The following is a 24,086-nucleotide window of genomic DNA, read 5'->3' as shown; positions in this document are numbered from 1 at the left end:
AATATATGAAAGAATAGGCTTTTAATCCACAAAAACTTGTTATTAGTCCTTCACATAAGGTAATATGAGAAGGATAGTTGCTAAAAAGCTTGTAAGCATGTCAGAAAGTTGGTAAAAAATGAGTTCATTTAAAATGTTTAAGTTACCCGAATATGTAATGGAAGCTGTTGAGAAGGTAGGTTTTAAGGAGCCGACAATCATACAGGAAAGAGTTATTCCAGCTGTATTCAGCGGTAAGAGTATTATAGGCCAGTCACAAACAGGTACTGGAAAAACCCATTCTTTTTTAGTGCCAATCATGGCAAGAATCAATCATGAAAAGATGGAAGTACAGGCTGTAATTACAGCACCGACAAGAGAATTAGCAGTCCAAATTTATAAAGCTGCTGTATCTCTGAATGAGCATTTTCCTGAAAATAAACAAATTCATATAAAAAGCTATGTAGGTGGAACAGATAAACAGCGTTCAATCGACAAACTTACCGTTCAACCGCAGCTTGTAATCGGTACACCTGGACGTATTAAAGATTTATCGGGAGAAAATGCATTGAACGTCTTTTCCGCCGATATTTTAGTAGTTGATGAAGCTGATTTAATGATCGATTTAGGATTTATGGAAGATGTGGATAAAATTGCTTCGAAAATGGCGCCTGAGCTGCAAATGCTTGTATTTTCTGCTACCATTCCAGAAAAACTTCAGCCATTCTTGAAAAAGTATATGAATAATCCAAAACATATCCATGTGGATCCGACAAAAGTGTCTGTAGCAAAATTAGAGCATATTCTAGTTCCTGTTAGACACCGTGACAAGGTTCAATTGGTTAAATCAATTGTTGAACTTCAAAATCCGTTCCTTGTGCTTATTTTTGCTAACACAAAGCAAAACGCAGATCAGCTGGCAGATGCCTTGCTTGACAAAGGAATGCAAGTAGGCAGAATACATGGTAACCTGCCGGCTAGAGAAAGAAAAAGAGTTATGAAGGAAATCAATGCGCTTAAATATCAATATGTTGTAGCAACAGACTTAGCAGCAAGAGGAATTGATATTGAAGGCGTAAGCCATGTGATTAATTATGAACTTCCTCAAGATTTGGATTTCTATATTCATCGCTGCGGCCGTACAGCGCGTGCAGGAATGTCCGGAGTAGCTGTTACCCTTTATGAAGAGAAGGATGACCAAGCTCTAAATAAACTTGAATCCATGGGAGTAACATTCAGCAACCATGACGTAGTAAAAGGCGAATGGGTTGAAATTGATGATCGCAATAAGCGTAAAAAACGTAAAAATCAACCCAAAGCAGCCGGCGAGGTAAAGAAATACGGCAAATTCTCGAAGCATTTGCGTAAAGTAAAACCTGGCTATAAAAAGAAAGTGAAAGCTGAAGTAGAAAAAATTAAAAAGAGAGAAAGACGCATAAAGAAAAAATAAAAGGGGTCAGATGGATGCTTAAAATCGGATCACATGTTTCCATGAGCGGAAAGAAAATGCTTTTAGGTGCAAGTGAAGAAGCGGCTTCTTATGGTGCCAATACATTTATGATTTACACAGGCGCTCCTCAAAACACAAGAAGAAAGAAAATTGAGGATTTGAATATTGCGGCCGGTCTATTGCATATGGAGGAAAATGGGATGAGCGATATCGTTGTCCATGCTCCGTATATTATCAATATTGGTAACGCAGTAAATCCTGCTACTTTCCAATTAGGTGTCGATTTTCTTCGTTCGGAAATCGAACGAACGGAAGCTTTGGGAGCCTACCAAATTGTCTTGCATCCAGGTGCACATGTTGGGGAAGGTTCAGAAATAGGTATTAAAAAGATCATCGAAGGATTAAACGAAGTGATTACCCCTGATCAAAAAGTCCAAATCGCATTGGAAACGATGGCAGGAAAGGGCTCAGAGTGTGGTAGAAGTTTTGAAGAATTAGCAATGATTATCGATGGTGTTACACATAATGATAAGCTTAGTGTTTGCTTTGATACTTGTCATACACATGATGCGGGATATGATATTGTGAATGATTTTGATGGCGTTTTAAACCATTTTGATAAAACAGTCGGAGTAGACCGTATTAAAGTTCTGCATATTAATGACAGTAAAAACGAATGTGGGATGAAAAAAGACCGGCATGAAAATATCGGATATGGAAAGATTGGTTTTCAACCTCTCCATTACATTGTACATCATCCGCAATTAACATCTGTACCCAAAATATTGGAGACTCCATTTGTTGGAACGGATAAAACGAACAAAAAGGCACCGTATAAATATGAAATTGATATGCTAAGAGATGGAGTCTGGGTAGATTTTCAAACTTCCATGCTTGGGCAAATGGTATAAAGAGAGTGGGAAGCAGTACAATTGTACTGCTTCCTCTTTAAATTCCGGTCATATTATCAAATAATTTCTCGATTTGCTGGGCCTTCTTAGCACTAGTGATTTTTTCGATTTCTCCCAAGAGCTGTTTTCGTTCACTCTGATCAAAAATATTAATGGATTTCCCTCGGATTAGTTTGGTTATATCTTCAGCTTCCGTTTTTGATAAAGTCAAACCATGCTGCTCTGCAAACTTAAGCAATTCACTGGCAGTGATACGATTGATCTTTAAGTTGACAATGCTTTCAAATAGCTTCAAATTACCACCCCGTTTTTACCATATGAAAAGACAAGAAAGAAATGAACTAAATAATACAATATTAAGTAAATATGTTTACTTTACTGAAATTGTCCTGTATACTACATGAGATAAATCGTAATCATTCTTATTAACAGGTGGCCGAGTATGAATAATGACTTAATTAAAATAGAACATGTCAGTTATAAATATGAGAGAGAAAACGTATTGGAGGATATAAATTTATCCGTAAAGGATGGAGATTTCCTCGCTATTGTCGGACCGAATGGATCTGGCAAATCCACATTGCTGAAACTGATGCTCGGATTAAATAAAATACAGCAAGGCGAAATTTTCTTATTCGGTGAGAAAATAAGCAAATTTAAAAAATGGGAGAAAATTGGTTATGTGTCACAAAAGGCGAACTCCTTTAACAGCGGTTTCCCTGCTACAGTGGAAGAAGTAGTGGCAAGCGGGCTAACAAAAAAAATAGGACTTTTTCGCTTCTATAACAAAACTCATCGTCAAAAAGTAGTAAAAGCGCTCACAGAAGTGGGAATGCAGAGTTTCATCAAAAGACCCATTGGAGAATTATCAGGCGGTCAGCAACAACGGGTATTCATTGCAAGGGCACTGGTCAGTGATCCTTCCTTGTTAATACTGGATGAGCCTACAGTTGGTGTAGATGTAAAGAATGTCTCTAATTTTTATGATCTGCTATACGATTTAAACCGTAACCTTGGATTGACGCTTATTCTGGTCACTCACGATACAGGGACCGTTACGGAAAAGGTCACTCATATTGCTTGTTTAAATAAACAAATACATTTTCATGGGAATACATGTGAATATGAACATTTGGATGATAAGGATATGTCAGCTTTTTATGGCCATGATGTTTATACATTAACACATGACCATTAATTTGGAGGAAGTAGTATGTTATCAATGTTTCAATATGAATTTCTGCAAAATGCCTTCCTTGCGGGGATTGTCATCGGGGTTATTGCTCCGCTGTTGGGTGTATTTATTGTAGTGCGAAAACTTTCTTTAATTGCAGATGCCCTTAGCCATGTAACCTTGACTGGAATTGCGTTCAGTTTGCTACTAAGTAAGGAAGTGCCTGCGCTTAGTTCATTAAATCCTTTATATATGGGGATGGCTTTCTCGGTAACGGGATCACTTTTTATAGAACGACTTCGTTCCGTATACAAGCATTATCAGGAACTTGCCATTCCAATCATTCTTTCCGGAGGAGTGGGTTTGGGAGCGATTTTTATTTCACTCGCAAATGGGTTTACAACAGATTTATTCGGCTATTTATTTGGGAGTGTCAGCGCAGTAAGCCGAACAGATTTATGGATTGTTTTGGCAATCAGTATTGCTGTTATCGCAATCGTTATATTGCTATATAAAGAATTATTTCTTTTATCCTTTGATGAAGAGCATGCCAAAACTTCCGGAATCCCGGCTAAAGCCATTCACTTTATTTTTATCGTTCTCGTGGCTTTGGTTATTGCTATTTCAATGAGAATAGTGGGTGTGCTGCTTGTTTCTTCATTAATGACCTTACCGGTTGCTGCCGCTCTCAAAGTAGCAAAGGGCTTTAAACAAACCATTTTTATTTCCATTCTGTTTGGAGAACTGGCCGTAATAGGGGGATTATTTACATCTTATTATTTAAATCTGGCTCCCGGTGGTACAATCGTTGTATTGGCAATTATCATTCTTTTAATCACGATTTTAATGAAAAAATGGAGAATGACAGCGTAAGGAGGTATCATAAATGGATGTTAAAGAAGCAATGCAACTTTTGAAAGATAGAGGCTACAAATACACTGAAAAGCGTGAAGATATGCTGAAACTCTTTTCGAAGAGCAATCGTTATTTAACAGCCAAAGAAGTCCTTGAACAGTTGAAAAGCTCATACCCGGGTATGAGCTACGATACGATTTACCGGAACTTATCATTGTATGCAAACTTGGGAATTCTGGAAACGACTGAACTCTCAGGCGAAAAAAGATTTCGTTTTGCATGCATTGGTAATCATCACCATCATCATTTCATCTGTATGGTATGTGGGGAGACCCGTAATGTAGATGCATGTCCTATGGAAAAAATTACAGAGGACTTTAAAGGATATGATATTTCAGGTCATAAATTTGAAATATATGGAAAATGTCCAGATTGCTGTTTACAGGAAAATGTACATCCATCGTAAAAGAGAGAGAGCCATTCTGATTAGAATGGCTCCTTTTTATTACTGATTTCCTTAACCCATGCATTTACCCATTGAGAGGCTTCTCTCCAGTCACCTACACGGACGACATTCTTCGGTGTGGCCTTTCGATTATAAGGTGTATCAAATAAGATGACCGGAATTTTGCATTCTTCTGCAATGCCAACAGCGTTATCGTGTTTATCCTCGAAGAACAGATCAATCTGATGTTTTTTTACGGTTGCAATCTTATTATGTGTGCCAATTAATTCAATATGGTGGTAAAGCAGATCATTTTCACTAAACCATTGTTTCGTGACGGGTAATAAGGTTTCATTTCTGGCACTGATAAAGTACAATTCAAATACATCTTTCCACTCCTGTAAAACCTGTTTTGCATGCTTGGCTATAGGAGATTCCGAATAAATGATGGGCTCGTGTTTTTGAAACCATTGATCGAATTCTTTCTCCGGTACATTCACAAATGGGTATAATTCATATTGATTAATATCCTCTAATGTAAGCTGCAGTCGAAAGGCTTTGTTGATATAGGGAAGTATGGAATCCGGACTTGTAATCGTCCCGTCAATATCGATTCCAAATCGTTTGGGATTAGACATTAAGCATTTCCTCCAAAATATATTTGACTGTAGTTTACATCAAAAAGCGACAAATTGCTTTTCTAAATTTTGTAGATTCATGAAACAATCCCTGCTCATGAGTTCATGGCCAATGGAGTACACTATAAAGGCTCCATTATAGGAAGGCGGAGATTATTGAATGTCAACATCAAAAAGACATACGAATGCTAAAATCCAAAGAAATACAATGAATGGCCGTAATGAACAAGCTTTTCAGAAACTCAACTCTAACGAGGAAGCTTCAGCTGAATTTATTGATCCTGCCGAATACCGCCATATTCACAAAAAAGATGGCAGTATTGCTACTTCTGCTTTAAATGGCTTTGGTATATTGGCGTTAGGCTTATCAATTGCCTCACTCTTTATACTGCCAGTCATTTTTGGGACAGGCGGGATTATTGTAGGAATCTTTGCGACAAAAACTGAATCGCGGATTATGGGTATCGCAGCCATTGTTATTGGTGTATTTTCAGTTATTGCGGGTTTATTGGTATATCCCTTTTTCTAACAGGGTGAGCATAATAAAAGGAGCTGGTTCTGACCAGCTCCTCTCCTTCATTCTTGTATTAAGCTTGCTTTTTCTTTTTCAAGTCTTTGTTTTTCGTAATACTCCTCAGCAAGGATATCAATTTCTTTTTTCAGTTCCTCAACCATTACTGCTTCCGGTACTTTGCGAACAATCTTTCCTTTACGGAACAATAGGCCTTCTCCGCGCGCTCCTGCAATACCGATATCGGCTTCTCTGGCTTCACCAGGTCCGTTAACAGCGCAGCCTAATACTGCCACTTTAATTGGAGCTTTTATTTTTTGAATATATTCATCCACTTCATTGGCAATGGAGATCAAATCAATCTCTATACGTCCACAAGTAGGGCAGGATATTAATGTAGCTGAATTAGCTGATAAGCCGTAAACTTTTAAGAGTTCTCTGGCTACTTTTACTTCTTCAACCGGATCAGCACTTAAAGAAATACGTAATGTATTCCCAATTCCTTTACTTAATAATGCACCAATCCCTGCTGCACTCTTAATGGTTCCAGAGAATAAAGTACCAGATTCAGTAATCCCAAGGTGCAATGGATAATCAAAAGCCTGTGCTGCCTTTTCATAGGCTTCAATTGCCAAGCGCACATCAGAAGCTTTCATAGATACAATGATGTCATGGAAATCTAAATCCTCAAGGATTTTTATATGATGCAAAGCACTTTCAACCATACCATCGGCTGTAGGGTACCCATATTTTTCAAGGATTTTACGTTCCAATGATCCTGCATTGACGCCAATACGAATAGGAATTCCTTTCGCTTTGGCTGCTTTTACAACAGCTTCGACTTTTTCGCGTCTTCCGATATTGCCCGGATTAATACGGATTTTATCTGCTCCGCCTTCAATCGCGATTAAGGCCAAACGATAGTCGAAATGAATATCTACTACCAAAGGTATATTAATCCGCTTTTTAATATCAGCAATTGCAAGGGCAGCACGTTCATCAGGACAAGCTACGCGTACAATTTGGCATCCCGCTTCTTCCAAGCGATTAATTTCGGCGACAGTCGCTTCTACATCATGTGTCTTCGTTGTCGTCATACTTTGTATAATAACTTCATCGTTGCCACCAATCGTTAGTGGACCCACTTTTACTGGGCGGGTTTTTGTACGATGTATTAGTTCACTCACTGGTCATTCTCTCCTTTTAGGCTATTTGCCCCAATACCAATATATATATTATCTTCTAAATTATTGTATCAGCGTTTTGGCTAAAATAACAATAAAGTGGATTATGAATTGGCTTTTTAGTAATTTTTAAAGCGATAAGATTGTCCAATCTTTATTTCTTCAGGAATAATTCCATCATTTAATAACGCAAAGTCTTCGATAATTTGATCTATAGGTACTGGAAGTGTACCTTCTTTTTTTTCTACTACAGAAAGAACGGTATCTCCAGGCTCTACTTTTATATTATAGTAGTTTTCATCTGTTTTATCCATATTCTCAGAGTAAGTTGGAAGGGTGCCTACATTTATATCAAAATAAATGGAGTATATTACTAAACAAAAGCCAATAAAAAGGAGTATCTTCTTCATCTTTATCGCTCTCCTTCCTTCGTTTACTAGATTATATGAAGTTAGTAGAGATAATAGAATTGATTTTAAAATGTTTTTGACTGTTTTTACTTTGACAGTAATGCCAGTGGTAATTTGTACGGATTATCTTTTTAATTCTATTTTTCGGCACTAAAAAAACCCTTCCGCAGGAATTCGGAAGGGTTTCTTAGATTAAGGCTGTATCGTTTTTTGCTTACTTTTTGGAATGGGCATTTCTTTTACAGAAAGGTAGATCATCATTAATGTAATAAACCATTTAACATAGACGTCTCCAATCACCGGGACCTGAATAAAATTCATAAAGGTAAAGAATGTAACCGCCAAAGTAAAACTGTAGGTGGCCAATCTCCACTGTTGTCCAAAAGTAGCTTTTCTGTTCATAGCAGAGATAAATAGTCCGCCGATATAAGCCAGAAGTGTAATCTCCAGGAATAGGATTGCCGTTGTAAACAGATACATCATGACAATGCAAAGTCCGATTAGTATGTAAAGGGATGCTTTTGAAGATTTAATAAAATCGCTTGTCTTCTCATTATTCAATTCGAGTCCTGATATCATTGAATAAGGAAGTGTTTGTGTTTGGCCATTTGCCGAGAGGACTAGTTCATCCTGAAGAATTCCAATATCGATATCAGTCATATTGGTAATATCATTTGCCTTTAGGCTACCAGTACTGTCAAAATGAAATGTGACTGTGTCCTTTTCAATAATGACAGGTAGTTTCTCGTCTGAGTAAAGTCTGCCATCTTTAATTTCGAATTCAGGAAAATCTGTTATTAATGCTTCTGCCATACGATCTGTCCCCTCAAGGATATAATTCGTAAGATAAGTGGCAGAGGGTAAAATAGTTAACAAAGATAATAAAAAAGCATAGAGGATGGTCTTGCCTATACCCTGAAACCGAAAAGAAGCAATGTGCTTCGGCGAGTATAAACTTTTAATAAATTGTGAAAATATATTCATGGACTACAACACCTTTTTTTGAGTTTCATACTTTATTCTAGCTGGCTTATGTCATTATGACAAGAATGTACTGCGTTATTAGCGAATCAACGCGAAAATTGTGTTAGTAAATTTTATAAAATGGGTATTTCATTATGTTATAGAGGAGTGACGAAGATGGAATGGTTGTATTGGCTTTTGATTTGGCTGGTGTTTATTATTGGTTTTATAGGGTTGGTTTATCCTGTTATTCCGAGTGTCCTATTTATAATCGGCGGGATGCTTCTATATGGCCTATTCTTTTCATTTGAACCATTTTCCTGGTTTTTCTGGTTAATTCAAGGGATGTTTGTTTTACTCTTGTTTGGAGCCGATTATTTGGCTAATCTCTATGGTGTAAAGAAATTTGGAGGTTCAAAAGCAGGGGTTTGGGGTAGTACAATAGGGTTACTGGTTGGTCCGTTTGTTATTCCTTTTCTTGGTATTATACTTGGCCCGTTTTTAGGTGCGGTTTTAGCTGAATTGTTGGTGCACAAACAATCATTTAAAAATGCTCTTAAAATTGGTACAGGTTCAGTGCTTGGATTTGTCGGCAGTGTGATAACAAAATTGATCATTCAGATTATCATGATTGTATATTTCTTTATCTGCGTTCTCTGAATAAGCATAAAGGTTGATAAAAATGGGTTCTATTGCTAATCTAAAGATATAGACTTTCGTAACATATTAAATTTACAGAAATGCCCGAAAGTGCTTACATTCACAATTATTAGGAGGAAGAGAATTATGGCTTATTCTTTACCACAATTATCGTATGAATATGATGCACTTGAGCCTCATATCGACAAAGAAACAATGAATATACACCACACAAAACATCATAACACGTATGTGACTAACTTAAATGCTGCTTTAGAAGGACAGGAAGCATTGGCAGCAAAAAGCTTAGAAGATCTTCTGGCGGACATTGAATCTGTTCCTGAAGGCATTCGTACTGCTGTTAGAAATAATGGCGGTGGACATGCTAACCATACATTATTCTGGGAAATTCTATCACCTAATGGCGGTGGCGAACCAACTGGAGAACTAGCTGACGCACTTACAGCTAAATTTGGAACTTTTGAAAACTTTAAAGAAGAGTTTGCTAAAGCTGCAACTACTCGTTTTGGTTCCGGATGGGCTTGGTTAACGGTTAAAGATGGTGAACTAGATCTTTACAGTACTGCTAATCAGGATTCTCCATTAATGGATGGTAAAACACCTATTCTTGGCCTTGATGTTTGGGAGCATGCATACTACCTAAACTACCAAAACCGTCGTCCTGAATACATTAATTCCTTCTGGAATGTTGTAAATTGGGATGAAGTATCTAAACGTTATACAGCTGCAAAATAATCAAAATGTTTAAAAGGGGATACAGGAAGCGGACACTTGTTCGTTTCCTGTATCCCCTTTTTGTATTCTAGGTAACAGGCCTGAGTTGTTAACAAATACCAAATGATTTAAATCTACATAACAGGATTATCTACTGGAAAACTAACCGTGAACTAAAAGGGGCGTTTTTATGAATATAGATAATCAAATAATCAAAAAAATAAAAGCAAATAAGGAACTTTACATCCTTTTGTTAATTGGAGCTCTTTATTCGTTAAGTACGGCACTTTCCAACACATTCGTTAATATTTATTTATGGAAACAGTCGGAGGCACTGATCAACCTGGGAATTTATAATCTGTCTGTGGTTATCCTTCAGGGAATCACCTTTATTTTGGCAGGAAGATTGGCTAAACATATCGATCGCATTATTGTCCTTAGGCTTGGGATCTTGTTTTTAGCTGCATTTTATATAGCGGTCCTGACATTCAGTTCTACCAATCACTTTTATCTTATTATGATTGGTGGTTTACTTGGGATTGGATATGGATTCTATTGGCTAGCATACAATGTCCTGACATTCGAAATTACTGAACCTGAAACAAGAGATACATTTAATGGTCTCCAGGGGATAACTGGTTCTATAGGAGGGATGATTGGCCCTTTTTTCGCAGGATATATTATTACTGTTTTGACCGATAACAATGGTTATCTGCTTATTTTTGGACTTTCCTTATGTTTATTTATTGTGGCAGTGCTTGTCAGTTTTAATTTAAAAAGCAGAGCGGCTACCGGGAAGTACAGGCTGAAGCGTATTTTTGAAGAAAGAAAACACAACAAGGACTGGAGGAGAATTACATATGCCAACTTCTCGCAGGGGCTAAGAGAAGGGACATTTCTCTTTGTCGTTTCCATTTTTGTATTTGTCGAAACAGGTAGTGAGATGGCTTTAGGTACATATGGATTATTAAGTTCAGGGATATCGTTTATTGCCTATTTCTTAGTCGGCAGATATTTAAGGGTTCGTTACCGGAAATGGTCGATGCTGACGGGGGTTATTTTTCTTTATGGTTCAATTTTTTTATTGATATACGAAGTGTCATTCGCCAAACTGCTTACATATGCATCCATACTTGCTGTGGCGTATCCCTTATTGCTTGTCCCATACATGTCTGTCACGTATGATGTAATAGGACGTTCCTGGAAAGCAGGAGAGCATCGTATTGAATATGTCGTAATCCGGGAATTGTTTTTAAATTTGGGAAGAACCGTATCAATTCTTGTATTTATATTGTTTATTAAAACTCTACCTGAGAGTAGTGGCATCAAAATATTACTATTGCTACTGGGTTCCGGTCATATTTTTGTATATTATTTTGTGAAGGATATCAAGCTATAAACAATTAAAAGTTGCTGGAATCTTTTACTTCTGTTAATCTTTAAAAATTGATAATAAAATGATAAGAAATGTGTATTAGAAGGGATGGGGACAGTGAAAGTCAGAAAAAAGAAAAAGAAAAAACATGTACCTGTTCGCCTGAATTTACTATTTTTTGCAGTATTTGTGATGTTTTCTGCATTAATACTCCGTTTAGGAATTGTTCAAATTGTATATGGAGATGACTATAAACGTGAAATAGAGCGGACGGAAGATGTGACTGTCAGCAATTCTGTGCCGAGGGGAAAAATTTATGATCGATATGGAAAAATTATTGTTGATAATCAGCCCCTATATGCCATAACCTACACGCGAACACAAAAAACGTCAAGTAAAGAGATGCTTGAAACAGCTGGAAAGTTATCTAAACTCATTGAGGTTAGTACAGATAAAGTTCGTGAACGAGATAAGAAAGACTTCTGGATTTTAAATAATCCTGAAGCTGCTAAAAAGAAAATTACCGAAAAAGAATATCAGCAATTAAGTGATGGAAAACTTACTGATGATGATATTTACAAGATGCAGCTGGATCGCATTACTGAAAAGGAAATTGATTTCAGCCAAAGTGAATTGGAAGTACTGGCGATTTACACCAAATTTGTTTCCGGTTACTATTTAACTCCGCAAATTGTGAAAAATAATAATACGACTTATGAAGAAGTAGCCAGAGTGAATGAGCAGATTGAATCTCTACCAGGCGTTGATACAACAACGGATTGGGAACGTAAATATGCGTATGGTGATACTCTTAAATCTGTTTTAGGGAAAGTATCAAGTGCTGATGAGGGATTACCCTCTGATAAAACTGGCTATTATTTAGCTAGGGGCTACAGTCGAAATGATAGAGTCGGAACTTCATACTTAGAACAGCAGTACGAAGATTTATTACGAGGACAACAGGAAAAAATCAGGAATGTAACGAATACATCCGGAGATATAGTCAGTACAGAAGTTATATCTGAAGGGCAAAGAGGTAAAGATCTTGTATTAACGGTTGACATGGATCTTCAAATAGCAACTGAAGAGATTATCGAAAAGCAATTGAAACAAAAGAAAGCAAGCGGGAATACAAAATACCTAGATCGCGCTTTTGTCGTTGTAACGAATCCAAATACGGGAGAAATTTTAACCTTAGCTGGTAAGCAATACGCCGCGGATGATAACGGAAAAATGCAAATGAATGATATGGCTTTGGGAACATTTACATCTTCCTATGCCATGGGTTCTTCTGTTAAGGGAGCAACTATTTTAACGGGTTATCAAACTGGTGCAATTAACCCTGGACAGGTCCTTTTTGATGGACCAATGAAGATTAAAGGGACACCTGACAAAAAATCGTGGAAGAATTTTGGTAATATTAGCGATATTGAAGCACTCAAAGTCTCTTCCAACGTATACATGTTTAAAACAGCGATTGCACTAGGTAATGGTAATTATGTTCCAGGAAAGTCATTAAGAGTTGATAACTCAGCATTTGCTACAATGAGGAACAATTACAACCAATTTGGTTTAGGTGTGAAAACTGGATTAGACTTACCTGGTGAACAAATTGGCTATAAAGGATCTTCACAGGGACCGGGTTTATTAATGGACTTTTCCATCGGCCAATATGATACGTATACTCCTCTGCAGCTGGCTCAATATGTTTCAACTATTGCAAATGGCGGGAACCGTATTAAACCGCATGTATTAAAACAAGTTCGTGAACCAGTGGATGATGAAAAGAATGATACGCTTGGTCCGGTTATAAAAGAGGTTAAAACAGAAGTGCTCAATACTCTGCCTATGAAATCTGAGTGGATTGAACGGGTACAAGAAGGGTTCAGGCAAGTAACGCAATCCACCGGGGGAACAGCCTATTCTTATTTTGGAAATGCTGATTATAAACCTGCCGGTAAGACGGGTACAGCGGAAGCCTTTTACGATGGTCCTAAATGGGAAAGGGGCACGATGCAGCCAGAAACATATAATATTACTTTTGTTTCCTATGCACCTTCTGATAACCCAGAAATAGCTATGAGCGTTGTAGTGCCATGGGCCTATCAAAATTCTTCAGGCCATAAGATGAATCTGGAAATTGCGAAAGAAGTTTACGAAAAATACTTTGATTTAAAAGAAGAACGTGCCAAGAAATAAAAAAATATTAAAAGATTGATAGAAGGGTGGCCTCAGTGTTGGGGCGGCCCTTTTTTACTTGGTTTTCCCCTTCTCAGGCACCTAAAAAAAAATCCCACCATATAACATGAACACTTCAAATAAGTGAACTAATCCCCACCCTTTTTATTCATTTTTACACGGATGATATTTAGTGAAAATGAATGAATTTAACCACAATCTTTACAATAAAAATCTGAATATTTACACTGAGTTTACAATTCCTTAATACTGAATTTAAAATTATTCCTTACTATAGAAAATGTAAAGACTAAAATGACATCTATTAAATAAGAACCAGAGTATACAGGAGGATTGGAAATGGGTAGAAGGAAATCAGTATTTATGATTACTTTGTTACTTATGATCGGTTTGCTGGCAGGTTGTGCCAGTAATAATGGAGGAGGAGCAAAGGCAGGTAGCGGCTCTGAAGAAGAAGGATACACAGGAATTATAAATACAGCAGGTTCTACAGCTTTATTACCTTTAGCTGATGAAGCAGCGAATGAATTTATGGCGAAAAACCCGAATGTATCGGTTACTGTTCAAGGCGGTGGAAGCGGAACAGGTATAAATCAAGTGGCTAGTGGTACAATCAATATCGGAAATTCCGATCTTCCTTCAGCAGATAAAATTGAAGATGAGAAATTAGCGAATGAACTGGTCGATTATAAAATAGCCGGTATCGCTTTTGGAATTGTGATAAATGAAGATGCCGATGTCGACAACTTAACAATTGAACAAATCCAAGGAATCTTCTCCGGGAAAATTAAAAACTGGAAAGAAGTTGGAGGTTCTGATTCTGAAATCAATGTCGTCAATAGGCCGGAATCATCAGGCACACGATATGCCTTTGAAAAAACAATTATGAAGAATATCAGTATAGATGGTGGCGTTGGAACAACACAGGATTCTAACGGTGCAGTAGAAAACTCTATTCATTCCACTCCGGGATCGATTAGTTATCTGGCTATGAGCTACCTCGCTGAGGGGAAAGGCTCATCTTTAAAACCCGTAACCATTAATGGGGCTGAACCTACAAGTGAGAACGTTGCCGATGGAAGCTATCCTTTCTGGTCCTATGAATATATGGTAACTAAAGGAGAAGCAGGCGGAGCTGTTAAAGGTTATATGGACTTCATTAGGAGTGATGAATTCGCCGAAACAGTTACCAAAATGGGATACATTCCAATGTCAGCACTTGAAAATAAAGAATAATCCTTAGAAATAACAGGATTTTCTCACTCAGCCTGTTATTATCTGTTTACTGGAAAGGAGCGGAAAGGTTTGAAGGACCATAAACCAATCAACTATTGGAAAAGTGAATACATCGGACGCATTCTTGTTACGTTATGTGGGTTATTAATCGTCGTAACAACTATGGCTATTATTGTTTTTATAACAGGAAAAGGTATTCAATCATTTACATCCAGTAATATCTCTATAGTGGAGATGTTAACTTCAACAAACTGGAGTCCAAGTGATGGAGAATATGGAGCGTTAATATTTATCATAGGCAGTATACTTGTTTCGCTAGGTGCCATCCTTATCAGTGCGCCTATTGCTATAGCTCTAGCAATATTTACGAATTTTATCTCTCCTAAATTTGGAAAAAAAGTCTTGCAGCCAGTTTTGGAATTACTAGTGGGAATTCCATCTGTTGTGTATGGTTTGCTTGGTGTGACGATATTAGTTCCTTTTTTGAGAAATTCATTTGGCGGAGTAGGATTCAGTTTAGCGGCTGGGATTATTGTACTGAGTATTATGATTTTACCAACCATTGCAAGTTTGGCAACAGATGCATTAAGAAATGTACCTCCACAGCTTCTGGAAGCCTCCTATGGGCTCGGTTCCACAAGATGGCAAGCCATCAGTCGGGTCATCATTCCCGCTGCAAAGGATGGGATTTTTACAGGGGTCGTTCTGGGACTTGCCCGTGCTTTTGGTGAAGCACTTGCTGTTCAAATGGTTATCGGAAATACGATTAAATTGCCGCTGAGTTTAAGTGATCCAACTGCAACACTTACAGGAATATTAACGATGGATATGTCTAATACATTGAATGGAACCGCATGGAATAATGCTTTATGGAGCTTGGCTCTCATTCTTTTATTCATGTCATTCTTATTCATCATGATTATTCGATTTATCGGGAATAGGGGTGCGCAGAAATGAACGCTAGAACGGTAAATAAAATATGGACGAGTATTTTCTATATAGTAGCTATTTTTGTTGTTATTTTATTGGGTTTCTTAGTTTTTGAGATTCTAAAAAAAGGGTGGGGTTTTTGGGACCCATCATTTCTGACTGGACGTTCTAGCAATATAGAGGCTGGTGGAGGAATAGGGTATCAATTATTTAATTCATTTTATATGTTAGTCATCACCTTGATTATCTCGGTACCACTTGGTCTCGGGGCAGGTATCTATTTAGCGGAGTATGCTAAACCAGGGAAGTTACTATCGTTTATCCGCTTATGTATTGATACAATGGCCTCTCTCCCATCTATTGTTGTTGGTTTATTTGGTTTATTAGTATTTGTCACTGCTACGGGTTGGGGATATACCATTATCGGAGGGGCCCTTGCTATTGCGATTTTAAATTTGCCAAGCTTAACACGAGTCAGTGAAGCGGCCATCTCTGAAGTATCAGCTGGTGTTAAAGAGGCCAGTCTTGGACTCGGGGCTACCAAATGGCAAACGATTGTAAAAATTGCTCTTCCGACGGCGATGCCTCAAATTATAACGGGAGTAATCTTAGCAGCCGGTCGTATATTTGGTGAAGCAGCCGCATTAATTTATACAGCAGGATTAACAACACCGATATTGAATACGGCAGCTGATCTAACAAGCCCGGTTAACCCATTTAATATATTTAGACCTGCAGAGACTTTGGCCGTTCATATTTGGAAATTAAATTCTGATGGAATTGTACCGGATGCGACAGAGATCGCGACAAAATCAGCAGCTGTATTGATTATTATGGTACTGATCTTTAATCTCCTTGCACGTTTATTCTCAAGCGCTGTCCAAAAACATTTTGAAGGTGGCAAAAGTAAAAGAAAACAAAAAGCATCTGTTTCATAATTGAAATCATCATTTTTACCTAGGGGGAACTTTAGATGATAGAAGTAAAAGAAGCCAAATCGACAGCAAAGCAAAATAATAGCAAGCTCGTCTACGAAACAAAAGGTTTAGATTTATGGTACGGTGAAAATCATGCATTAAAAAATATTAATCTTGCAGTTAACGAAAATGAAGTGACAGCCATCATTGGACCTTCAGGCTGTGGGAAATCTACTTATATAAAAGTATTAAATAGAATGATAGAGCTCATCCCAAGTGTGCGTACTTCAGGTGATATATTATACCGAGGACAGAATATATTTGACAAAAACTTCCAAGTGGAAGAATTACGGAAAAGAGTTGGGATGGTCTTTCAGAAGCCGAATCCATTCCCAAAGTCTATTTATGAAAATGTAGCATACGGACCAAAAATTCATGGCGTTAAAAATAAAAAAGAACTGGATGAAATTGTAGAGAAAAGCTTACGTGGTGCAGCAATTTGGGATGAGGTTAAGGATCGATTGCATACAAATGCCAACGGACTTTCTGGCGGGCAGCAGCAACGTATTTGCTTAGCAAGATGTCTGGCGGTTTCTCCTGATGTCATTTTGATGGATGAACCAACTTCAGCATTAGATCCGATTTCAACCTTAAAAGTTGAGGAACTCGTACAAGAATTGAAAGAGAAATTCAGTATTATTATTGTTACTCATAATATGCAACAAGCAGCGCGTATATCTGATAAAACAGCCTTCTTCTTGAATGGGGAAGTCATTGAATACGATAAGACAGATAAAATTTTCTCGAATCCACATGATAAAAGAACAGAGGATTATATAACAGGGCGGTTCGGATAAGCAGAATCATTTTGAAGGGAGAATGAAAATGGTTTTAAGAGAAAAATTCGAGAGTGAGCTTCAGGAATTAAAGGTAAAAGTCATTGATATGGAGCGCTTTGCTTCATTAGCGTTGGATAAATCATACAAGGCCTTGCTGACAAATGATGTAGAACTGGCACTTTCTGTTATAGAGGATGATAAAAAACTTGATAAGATGGAAGAAGAACTTGATGAACTAGCCATTCTGATGATTGCTAAACAGCAGCCAGTTGCAACGGATTTAAGACACATTGTTTCAGCTATTAAAATCGGTTCTGAAATTGAGCGCGTTGGTGATTATGCCAAGAACGTTGCAAAGACGGCCATCAGATTATCAAAAGAAGAAAAGCCATTTATCAATGAGGCTGTAGGAGAAATGCACGCAACATGTATTAAAATGCTCAACATGTTTAATGAATCCTTTATGGAGGAGAATATTGTCCTTTCTAAGGAACTGGCAGAGCTCGATGACAAAGTAGATGAATTATATGGACAGGAGATACAAAAAATACTTGAAATGAAGCATCCTGAGTCCACTACAGTTAATGAGAATTCTCAGCTATTATTTATTGTTCGTCATTATGAAAGAATAGGTGATCATATTACGAATATGGCCGAAGAAACCCTCTATATGATTAAAGGCAGACATTATCATTTAAATGAATAGAGTAGATTCTTACCAGTGTCATGAAAAAATGGAGCTTCCAAATGAGGAACTCCATTTTTTATTTTGCCATTGAGAAGAGTGTTCTTTATAAAAACAATGCTTTAATGCCTTGAAACCCAAAATAAACTCCGAATCCTAATAGAGATAGTCCTGAGATTGCTGATATTCCTTTCAGGCTTGTCTCATTCAAAAATCTTCTGAATCCGTTTGTTAAAAAGGCAACGATAAGATCCCAAAAGGTTAAACCAAGAAAAATCATGGAACTATAAGCGATAAGCGAGCTTGTCCCATATGTTGAAACAGTTTTTGCAAGAACAGAACCATATATTCCGATCCAAAAAAGGATGGATAATGGGCTTGTAATGGACATTATAAATCCTGTTAGAAACGATCTGGCCAGCGAGTCTTTCGTACGATAATCATCCATTGTGAGTGTATGAACCCTCATGATACTTTCTACACCGGTATAAATAAGGACGAATCCCCCAAAGAGCCAAAGGAAAATCTGGACATAGGGGATCGTAATAAATTGTACAAAACCTAAATAAACCAGTAGCATAAATATTCCATCCGCAATCATAGACCCTAAACCAACTACCCAGGCGTGAAAAAAGCCATTTTTAATCCCTTTATCGATTCTGGCTGAGTTAACTGGACCAATAGGCGCCGCTAATGTTATTCCTAATAAAAAATAACTAAATAAAATATGTCCGCTCACGCTTTCACTCCAATTTTTGTGTCTTAAACTTGTATATATTTATGAGAAAAAGAGGAGAAGTATAACAATTTTATTGTTCAGACTGTCGATAAAATCGATAGCTGTTTTAATCCCTTAAAAAATGATTATTTAGTATCGAAAAACACAAGAGATACTGATTAAAAGTTAAGAAGACTTCCTTGCAACAAACTAATTCTTAAAAAAAGATTTTGTCCACACTCTGTAACCATTTTATTGTTTTTATAAATACAAAGTAACGAAAAGAGAAGTTTACAATAGAGGAGGGCAATTCCTAAACAGGTTTATAAAATCTTAACTTGGATATAAGGAAATAAAAATCTATATAAAGAAGGGGCGATAAATGTGGAGGAAAGAGATACGGTAACAGTAGAAGGAGTATCTATTAACTATTTTCTCAGTGAAAAGACTGTTCATATAGATAATAATGAATCATTAAAATCTGTTATTCCAAATCCTAAAGCAGCCATTCAACTGGCCAGGCAATTGAAAGCGAACTATTATAAGAAATATGGAAGTGAGTTATCTGTATCCGAGCTGTCAATGGCTATAGAAATCTATGGTCATATCTATCCTGAAAAAATCGCCAATGCCATTAAAACATTACCTTTACCTGACTTTATTGATAAAGCAATGGATGATTTGATTAGTAAAACAGATATCATAGATTCGGGGGAAGAGAGTATCGATCAAAACAGAAAAATCTGGGATGCCATTGCAAAAGTCATCCCAGTCTAAAGACAAGCGCCGCTGAAGTACTATTTTCCTTTGGTTAAAACGGCAGCTAAGGCAGCATAGTCCATATTTTTATAAACCGTATAGGTACCGGTTTGAATCTTTTTTGTAAGGTCCCGATTCTTGAGATAGGTGGAAAATTTATCGGCATCTCCAATTATTTTCTTCTTTTTTAATAGACTGATAATCTCGTTGGAAGACATACCAGGCTGTATAGACAAACTGACTGAAGAGGTTTCCTCTTTGTTGCTATGTTGATTTTCTTCCTCAAACTTATTAAGTGTTTGAAGATCCATTTGATAGTTTTCCCATTCACTTTTGGATAGTATATGATACCCATCCTCTATTAGAATCTTTTGGGCGCCCTCTTTTGTAAGAGGCGTCCTTTTATCTTCTGATTTATCTCCGAAAAAATAATAGGCCGAAAATATGCTTGTTGCTAAAAAAATACCTGCAGCGGTTCCTGATATGTATAAACGATTCAATGAAAATCTCCTCCCCGGCTCTCTAGGATTTGAATGACCTCGTTTATCGGTAAAGCAGATTGCTTGGCGATCTGGTCGATCGATAATCCCTGCCTGGACAAATGGATAACCTGATTTTGTATGACCTCATGTACGGGTAAGGAAGTACTCAGAAAAGATGATTCCGTTAACGTATCTTCGTGCATGATTTCTTCCTCTAAGACACGAAGACGTTTTTTTATTTGATACATTTCCTGTATATAGTCCAGTGAAAGTTGTTCAATCTCTTTTTCAACTTTAACATCTTGCCCTTTATAAAAAAGTGAAATGACAAACAGTAAAGCGGAAAGAAAAAATAAACTAATGATAATGATTAACATGATGTCCCTCCTAATTCAAACTCATCCCCTTATTTTACAACAAATCTCTGGCTGATTTGGTAAAAATTTATGAAAAAGGAAGGAATGCTCACAATTTGGAAGTTGATTGTTGTTCTTCGACAATATGCGTTCATTGTCTTTCGGTCGAGAGGGTGGTAGGATTTAATGGAAGATATTAGTGGTTTAGATGGACGAGTAAGAAGAATGAAAGAGGTGGGACCGCTTGGATCAAATAAACTATTTATTTCAAAATAATCAAAAGACTATGTGTACAAGACTTGCTGAAGATGTCTCGGGATCAATTGTCCCCTATCTGTGGCGTAAGGATCCTGCAGAGCAAAATGAGATTTCTGCTGCAGTTCAATTCAACAATAATGATTATTTTGAAAGAGTAGATGTAATTTGTAAAAATGATAGTGAACGGGAACAAGAAATAAAGATGTTTTTTGTCCATGAAGCCTTCCGGGAAGTTTCAGCAAGTTTTTATAGTCCTGCAGATTCATTAATCTACTTGTACGGTAAACATACGATTAGTTTATTAAATGGAAGTAGCAATGCTTCTATTTCGATTATGGAAAGGAAACACAAAAAAGCGGTATATCAATCAATGGAAAACGGCCAAATTATCCATTCCCCTTTAGCTAGAGGGCTAGTTATTTGCACAACAATGTACAAATTTTCTTTGGAACCAGGAATGAAAATGGGAGTGTCAAATTGGATGATTACGAGCGGCAATAAAGAGGAAGCGATGCTGCTTGATTACTTGGTTAAAAATCAGACTAGCATTTATGATTGAAAGGTGATATTATAGATGAGTCGTATAAAATGAAGTTTTGAATGAACTGGAGGGACTCACATGCGTGTAAACATTACTTTAGCTTGCACAGAGTGCGGTGAGCGTAATTATATCAGCACAAAAAATAAACGTAATAATCCGGATCGTCTTGAGCTTAAAAAATATTGCCCAAGAGAGAAACGTACAACTGCGCACCGCGAAACAAAATAAGACAACAGGAGGTCCTCTCCTGTTGTTTTTTTTGTTTGTGGAATAATTTAGAACTTAAGGGGATTTAATGCAATGTTAAAGGGAGAAATGAGAACAACTTATCGACGTTTATTAATGGAATATCCAGCCTGCGAGCGTAATACATATACAAAAAAAATTGTTGAAACTTTATATCAGCATGACTTATGGAAGAATGCAGATACAATTGGAATTACGATTTCCGGATTTCCCGAACTCGAAACGAAAGGAATTATTGAAAGAGGGTGGAAAGAGAAAAAACATATCGTAATACCAAAATGCAAACCGCACATAAAACAGATGGATTTCTATACATATAATCCAAGTACGGTATTGGAATCAGTTTATTATGGTTTAAAAGAGCCCAGGGAGGATAAAGAACAAAAGGTAGAGCCTGGAAAAATCGATGTCATGGTTGTTCCAGGACTCATTTTTTCAAAAGCAGGATATCGCGTTGGATTTGGAGGGGGCTATTATGACCGTTATTTAGCCTCATTTCATGGAATAAAAATCTCGCTTGCCTTTACGATGCAAGTAAGGGGTGATATCCCAACGGAAGAGTTTGACATTCCTGTTGATTATATATTCACGGAACAAGGGGTATTAAATTGTGGGTAACCTAATCATCTATGTGGTTGTTGCTTTATGTTCATACGGAGCTTATCGACTTAATGCACTGAATAAATCAGGTGCTTTTGCAGCTTTCGTATTGGGTGTCTCTATTGTGGTAGGTTTTAAATGGGAAGGGTTGCTTCTCATTGGCTTGTTTTTTTCCTCATCGAGTTTTTTTTCAAGCTATAAAAAGAGAAGGAAACAGGTGCTTGATAAAAAATTAGCAAATGGAAGCAGGCGTAATTGGGCTCAGGTGGCCGCTAATGGTGGTCCTGCTGGAGTATATTCTCTTCTTTATTTTATATCTGACGGGTCTGAAATTTGGTTAATTGCCTTTATAGCATCAATTGCTGCAGCTACATCTGATACATGGTCATCTGAATTGGGAGTGCTTAGTAAATCAAACCCCATATATTTGATCAGTTTGAAAAGATGTGAGCCCGGTACTTCTGGTGCAGTCTCAGTGCGCGGATCGCTCGCTGGGCTTGTGGGGTCTATATTCATTGCATTAGTAGCCATTATTTTGTTCAATCTGTCACTGTCCACGTTTATCTTTCTGAGTGCATTCGGATTTCTGGGAAGCCTCCTTGATACTGTTTTAGGCGCTTTCTTGCAAGTTGAATATAGATGCCCGGTATGTTCGGTCCATACAGAGAGAACAAACCACTGCAATCATCAAACTGCTAAAATAAAAGGAATTAACTGGATTGATAATGAAAGTGTTAATTTTAGTTCCATAGTGATAAGTAGTATTCTTTGTATAATTACTTGGCATATTACCACATAATACTACTGTGTACAGAGCATATTTGTAGCTGAAAAGGTGGGTTTTATATGAAAAATAATGTAAATCGCGTTGTCTTGGTTGGTACAGGATTTGTTGGAAGCAGCTATGCCTTTGCTATGTTAAACCAAGGAATTACTGAAGAATTTGTATTAATTGATGTTAATAAAGATAAAGCGGAAGGCGATGCTATGGATTTGAATCACGGAACGCCTTTTGCGCCAAACAGAACGAAAATATGGTTTGGAGATTATACTGATTGTAAAGATGCTGATATTGTAGTTCTTACCGCAGGAGCTAATCAAAAGCCTGGGGAAACACGTTTGGATTTAGTTGAAAAAAATATGAAAATCTTTAAATCCATTATAGGAGAAATTATGGCAAACGGATTCAACGGAATCTTTCTTGTTGCTGCGAACCCGGTTGATATTCTTACCTATGCAACATGGAAATTTTCAGGTCTTCCTAAGCACCGTGTTCTAGGTTCCGGTACAATACTGGATACAGCCAGATTTCGATTTATGTTAAGTGATTATTTTGAAGTGGACCCTCGAAATGTTCATGCCTATATCATTGGAGAACATGGCGATACAGAATTGCCTGTATGGAGCCATGCAAATGTAGGCGGAAAGAATATGAGTGAGCTGATAAAAACTAAACCGGATCACTCCATGGATGATTTAGATAATATTTTTATTAATGTGCGTGATGCTGCATATGAGATTATTAATAGAAAAGGTGCAACATTCTATGGGATTGCCATGGGTCTGGTTCGAATTACGAAAGCCATCCTTCAGAATGAAAACAGCATCTTAACAGTGTCTACTTTCCTTGATGGGGAGTATGGAGAAGAAGATGTATACGTTGGTGTTCCTGCAATTGTAAATCGGGAAGGAATTGGAGATATACTGGAGTTGAAGTTATCAACTGATGAACAAGAGAAGTTCTCGCATTCTGTTAAAGTATTGAAAGAAACAATGAATCCGATTCTTAATGAATTATTATAAGCAGAATAAAAATCCCTCCTGACTACCAAACTATATGGTAATACAGGAGGGATTTTTTATATGAAAAAATTATTAATTGTTTTTGCCTCTGGCATAATAGGGTATATGATGTTTCAAAACAGGTCTTCCATTATGAGAAATCAAGTCCTGCGTAATATGATTTTAGCTGTTTTAATGGAACTGCCGATTTTTAAAATGGAGCAAAATCAATCAAATCAATCATAATATGTGGAAATATTTCCGTTCAT

Annotated in this window: 30 protein-coding genes; 22 read left to right on the top strand and 8 right to left on the bottom strand. The window is 37.1% G+C overall.

What is annotated here, in order from left to right:
* The first annotated feature begins 133 nt into the window (after positions 1 to 133).
* Both AC4G3L_RS04990 and AC4G3L_RS04985 read left to right on the top strand, forming a co-directional pair.
* Positions 134 to 1,429 (top strand): DEAD/DEAH box helicase, encoded by a 1,296-nt coding sequence (locus tag AC4G3L_RS04990; RefSeq protein WP_491075867.1) that lies wholly within the window; start codon positions 134 to 136, stop codon positions 1,427 to 1,429.
* A gap of 14 nt (positions 1,430 to 1,443) precedes the next feature.
* Entirely contained in the window at positions 1,444 to 2,340 is an 897-nt protein-coding gene (locus AC4G3L_RS04985) for a deoxyribonuclease IV (RefSeq protein ID WP_491075866.1), read from the top strand.
* A gap of 37 nt (positions 2,341 to 2,377) precedes the next feature.
* On the opposite strand, the gene AC4G3L_RS04980 is transcribed toward AC4G3L_RS04985, so the two are convergent.
* Positions 2,378 to 2,635: a DUF2624 domain-containing protein gene (locus AC4G3L_RS04980; RefSeq protein WP_491075865.1), complete on the bottom strand. Its 258-nt coding sequence runs from the start codon at positions 2,633 to 2,635 to the stop codon at positions 2,378 to 2,380.
* Between the two features lie 147 nt (positions 2,636 to 2,782).
* Between AC4G3L_RS04980 and AC4G3L_RS04975 the strand changes: the two genes are divergently transcribed.
* The 3 genes from AC4G3L_RS04975 to AC4G3L_RS04965 are packed head-to-tail and all read left to right on the top strand — an operon-like array spanning position 2,783 to position 4,835.
* Positions 2,783 to 3,538, top strand: coding sequence for a metal ABC transporter ATP-binding protein (locus AC4G3L_RS04975; protein ID WP_491075864.1), 756 nt, complete (start codon positions 2,783 to 2,785; stop codon positions 3,536 to 3,538).
* Positions 3,539 to 3,553: 15 nt separating this feature from the next.
* A complete protein-coding gene (locus AC4G3L_RS04970) occupies positions 3,554 to 4,387 on the top strand; it encodes a metal ABC transporter permease (RefSeq protein WP_491075863.1) in 834 nt (277 codons plus the stop codon).
* 13 nt (positions 4,388 to 4,400) lie between these two features.
* Complete coding sequence (locus AC4G3L_RS04965; RefSeq protein ID WP_491075862.1) at positions 4,401 to 4,835, top strand: Fur family transcriptional regulator; 435 nt, start codon at positions 4,401 to 4,403, stop codon at positions 4,833 to 4,835.
* 20 nt (positions 4,836 to 4,855) lie between these two features.
* On the opposite strand, the gene AC4G3L_RS04960 is transcribed toward AC4G3L_RS04965, so the two are convergent.
* The gene (locus AC4G3L_RS04960) at positions 4,856 to 5,452 is read right to left on the bottom strand and encodes a 5' nucleotidase, NT5C type (RefSeq protein WP_491075861.1); all 597 of its coding nucleotides are present in this window, start codon (positions 5,450 to 5,452) and stop codon (positions 4,856 to 4,858) included.
* A 160-nt stretch (positions 5,453 to 5,612) separates the two neighbouring features.
* Between AC4G3L_RS04960 and AC4G3L_RS04955 the strand changes: the two genes are divergently transcribed.
* Complete coding sequence (locus tag AC4G3L_RS04955; protein ID WP_491075860.1) at positions 5,613 to 5,981, top strand: hypothetical protein; 369 nt, start codon at positions 5,613 to 5,615, stop codon at positions 5,979 to 5,981.
* A gap of 47 nt (positions 5,982 to 6,028) precedes the next feature.
* On the opposite strand, the gene ispG is transcribed toward AC4G3L_RS04955, so the two are convergent.
* The 3 genes from ispG to AC4G3L_RS04940 form a co-directional block, all read right to left on the bottom strand.
* On the bottom strand, positions 6,029 to 7,150 hold the full coding sequence (ispG, locus tag AC4G3L_RS04950) for a flavodoxin-dependent (E)-4-hydroxy-3-methylbut-2-enyl-diphosphate synthase (protein ID WP_491075859.1): 1,122 nt from the start codon (positions 7,148 to 7,150) through the stop codon (positions 6,029 to 6,031).
* A 116-nt stretch (positions 7,151 to 7,266) separates the two neighbouring features.
* Positions 7,267 to 7,557 (bottom strand): hypothetical protein, encoded by a 291-nt coding sequence (locus tag AC4G3L_RS04945; protein WP_491075858.1) that lies wholly within the window; start codon positions 7,555 to 7,557, stop codon positions 7,267 to 7,269.
* Positions 7,558 to 7,749: 192 nt separating this feature from the next.
* Complete coding sequence (locus tag AC4G3L_RS04940; protein ID WP_491075857.1) at positions 7,750 to 8,541, bottom strand: DUF1189 domain-containing protein; 792 nt, start codon at positions 8,539 to 8,541, stop codon at positions 7,750 to 7,752.
* A 156-nt stretch (positions 8,542 to 8,697) separates the two neighbouring features.
* Between AC4G3L_RS04940 and AC4G3L_RS04935 the strand changes: the two genes are divergently transcribed.
* The 9 genes from AC4G3L_RS04935 to phoU all read left to right on the top strand — a co-directional run bounded on the left by AC4G3L_RS04935 (position 8,698) and on the right by phoU (position 18,096).
* On the top strand, positions 8,698 to 9,180 hold the full coding sequence (locus AC4G3L_RS04935; RefSeq protein WP_491075856.1) for a DUF456 domain-containing protein: 483 nt from the start codon (positions 8,698 to 8,700) through the stop codon (positions 9,178 to 9,180).
* Positions 9,181 to 9,306: 126 nt separating this feature from the next.
* Positions 9,307 to 9,915 (top strand): superoxide dismutase, encoded by a 609-nt coding sequence (locus AC4G3L_RS04930; protein WP_491075855.1) that lies wholly within the window; start codon positions 9,307 to 9,309, stop codon positions 9,913 to 9,915.
* A 169-nt stretch (positions 9,916 to 10,084) separates the two neighbouring features.
* Positions 10,085 to 11,293, top strand: a complete 1,209-nt coding sequence (locus AC4G3L_RS04925) for an MFS transporter (RefSeq protein WP_491075854.1) — start codon at positions 10,085 to 10,087, stop codon at positions 11,291 to 11,293.
* A 93-nt stretch (positions 11,294 to 11,386) separates the two neighbouring features.
* Entirely contained in the window at positions 11,387 to 13,468 is a 2,082-nt protein-coding gene (locus tag AC4G3L_RS04920) for a peptidoglycan D,D-transpeptidase FtsI family protein (RefSeq protein WP_491075853.1), read from the top strand.
* A 339-nt stretch (positions 13,469 to 13,807) separates the two neighbouring features.
* Positions 13,808 to 14,704, top strand: coding sequence for a phosphate ABC transporter substrate-binding protein PstS family protein (locus AC4G3L_RS04915; RefSeq protein WP_491075852.1), 897 nt, complete (start codon positions 13,808 to 13,810; stop codon positions 14,702 to 14,704).
* A gap of 69 nt (positions 14,705 to 14,773) precedes the next feature.
* On the top strand, positions 14,774 to 15,661 hold the full coding sequence (gene pstC, locus AC4G3L_RS04910) for a phosphate ABC transporter permease subunit PstC (protein ID WP_491075851.1): 888 nt from the start codon (positions 14,774 to 14,776) through the stop codon (positions 15,659 to 15,661).
* On the top strand, positions 15,658 to 16,572 hold the full coding sequence (gene pstA / locus AC4G3L_RS04905; protein ID WP_491075850.1) for a phosphate ABC transporter permease PstA: 915 nt from the start codon (positions 15,658 to 15,660) through the stop codon (positions 16,570 to 16,572). The genes pstC and pstA overlap by 4 nt, the downstream gene beginning before the upstream one ends.
* Before the next feature lie 35 nt (positions 16,573 to 16,607).
* Positions 16,608 to 17,408, top strand: a complete 801-nt coding sequence (gene pstB, locus AC4G3L_RS04900) for a phosphate ABC transporter ATP-binding protein PstB (RefSeq protein ID WP_491075849.1) — start codon at positions 16,608 to 16,610, stop codon at positions 17,406 to 17,408.
* Between the two features lie 28 nt (positions 17,409 to 17,436).
* On the top strand, positions 17,437 to 18,096 hold the full coding sequence (phoU, locus tag AC4G3L_RS04895) for a phosphate signaling complex protein PhoU (protein ID WP_491075848.1): 660 nt from the start codon (positions 17,437 to 17,439) through the stop codon (positions 18,094 to 18,096).
* A gap of 85 nt (positions 18,097 to 18,181) precedes the next feature.
* Here the strand turns inward: phoU and AC4G3L_RS04890 are convergent, their stop codons facing one another.
* Positions 18,182 to 18,814: a LysE family transporter gene (locus AC4G3L_RS04890; RefSeq protein ID WP_491075847.1), complete on the bottom strand. Its 633-nt coding sequence runs from the start codon at positions 18,812 to 18,814 to the stop codon at positions 18,182 to 18,184.
* 363 nt (positions 18,815 to 19,177) lie between these two features.
* Here AC4G3L_RS04890 and AC4G3L_RS04885 point away from each other — a divergent pair, with 363 nt between their 5' ends.
* Positions 19,178 to 19,570, top strand: a complete 393-nt coding sequence (locus tag AC4G3L_RS04885) for a hypothetical protein (RefSeq protein ID WP_491075845.1) — start codon at positions 19,178 to 19,180, stop codon at positions 19,568 to 19,570.
* Between the two features lie 20 nt (positions 19,571 to 19,590).
* Here AC4G3L_RS04885 and AC4G3L_RS04880 read toward each other — a convergent pair whose 3' ends face one another.
* On the bottom strand, positions 19,591 to 20,052 hold the full coding sequence (locus AC4G3L_RS04880) for an endolytic transglycosylase MltG (protein ID WP_491075844.1): 462 nt from the start codon (positions 20,050 to 20,052) through the stop codon (positions 19,591 to 19,593).
* A complete protein-coding gene (locus AC4G3L_RS04875; RefSeq protein ID WP_491075843.1) occupies positions 20,049 to 20,411 on the bottom strand; it encodes a hypothetical protein in 363 nt (120 codons plus the stop codon). The genes AC4G3L_RS04880 and AC4G3L_RS04875 overlap by 4 nt, the downstream gene beginning before the upstream one ends.
* Before the next feature lie 223 nt (positions 20,412 to 20,634).
* On the opposite strand from AC4G3L_RS04875, the gene AC4G3L_RS04870 reads away from it, so the two are divergent.
* The 6 genes from AC4G3L_RS04870 to AC4G3L_RS04845 all read left to right on the top strand — a co-directional run bounded on the left by AC4G3L_RS04870 (position 20,635) and on the right by AC4G3L_RS04845 (position 24,063).
* Positions 20,635 to 21,207, top strand: a complete 573-nt coding sequence (locus AC4G3L_RS04870) for a hypothetical protein (RefSeq protein WP_491075842.1) — start codon at positions 20,635 to 20,637, stop codon at positions 21,205 to 21,207.
* A 60-nt stretch (positions 21,208 to 21,267) separates the two neighbouring features.
* Positions 21,268 to 21,417 carry a 50S ribosomal protein L33 gene (gene rpmG, locus AC4G3L_RS04865; RefSeq protein ID WP_066105110.1) on the top strand — a complete coding sequence of 50 codons (150 nt, stop codon included), beginning with the start codon at positions 21,268 to 21,270 and terminating at the stop codon, positions 21,415 to 21,417.
* Between the two features lie 72 nt (positions 21,418 to 21,489).
* The gene (locus AC4G3L_RS04860) at positions 21,490 to 22,053 is read left to right on the top strand and encodes a 5-formyltetrahydrofolate cyclo-ligase (protein WP_491075841.1); all 564 of its coding nucleotides are present in this window, start codon (positions 21,490 to 21,492) and stop codon (positions 22,051 to 22,053) included.
* Positions 22,046 to 22,834, top strand: coding sequence for a DUF92 domain-containing protein (locus AC4G3L_RS04855; protein WP_491075840.1), 789 nt, complete (start codon positions 22,046 to 22,048; stop codon positions 22,832 to 22,834). Before AC4G3L_RS04860 ends, AC4G3L_RS04855 begins: the two co-directional genes overlap by 8 nt.
* 47 nt (positions 22,835 to 22,881) lie before the next feature.
* Positions 22,882 to 23,838, top strand: a complete 957-nt coding sequence (locus AC4G3L_RS04850; protein ID WP_491075839.1) for an L-lactate dehydrogenase — start codon at positions 22,882 to 22,884, stop codon at positions 23,836 to 23,838.
* Positions 23,839 to 23,898: 60 nt separating this feature from the next.
* Positions 23,899 to 24,063 carry a hypothetical protein gene (locus AC4G3L_RS04845; protein WP_491075838.1) on the top strand — a complete coding sequence of 55 codons (165 nt, stop codon included), beginning with the start codon at positions 23,899 to 23,901 and terminating at the stop codon, positions 24,061 to 24,063.
* Positions 24,064 to 24,086 lie beyond the last annotated feature (23 nt).

This window comes from Bacillus sp. z33 (genome assembly GCF_058313615.1).
The sequence above is the reverse complement of the archived record's forward strand: the minus strand, read 5'-3'. Positions and strand labels throughout refer to the sequence as shown.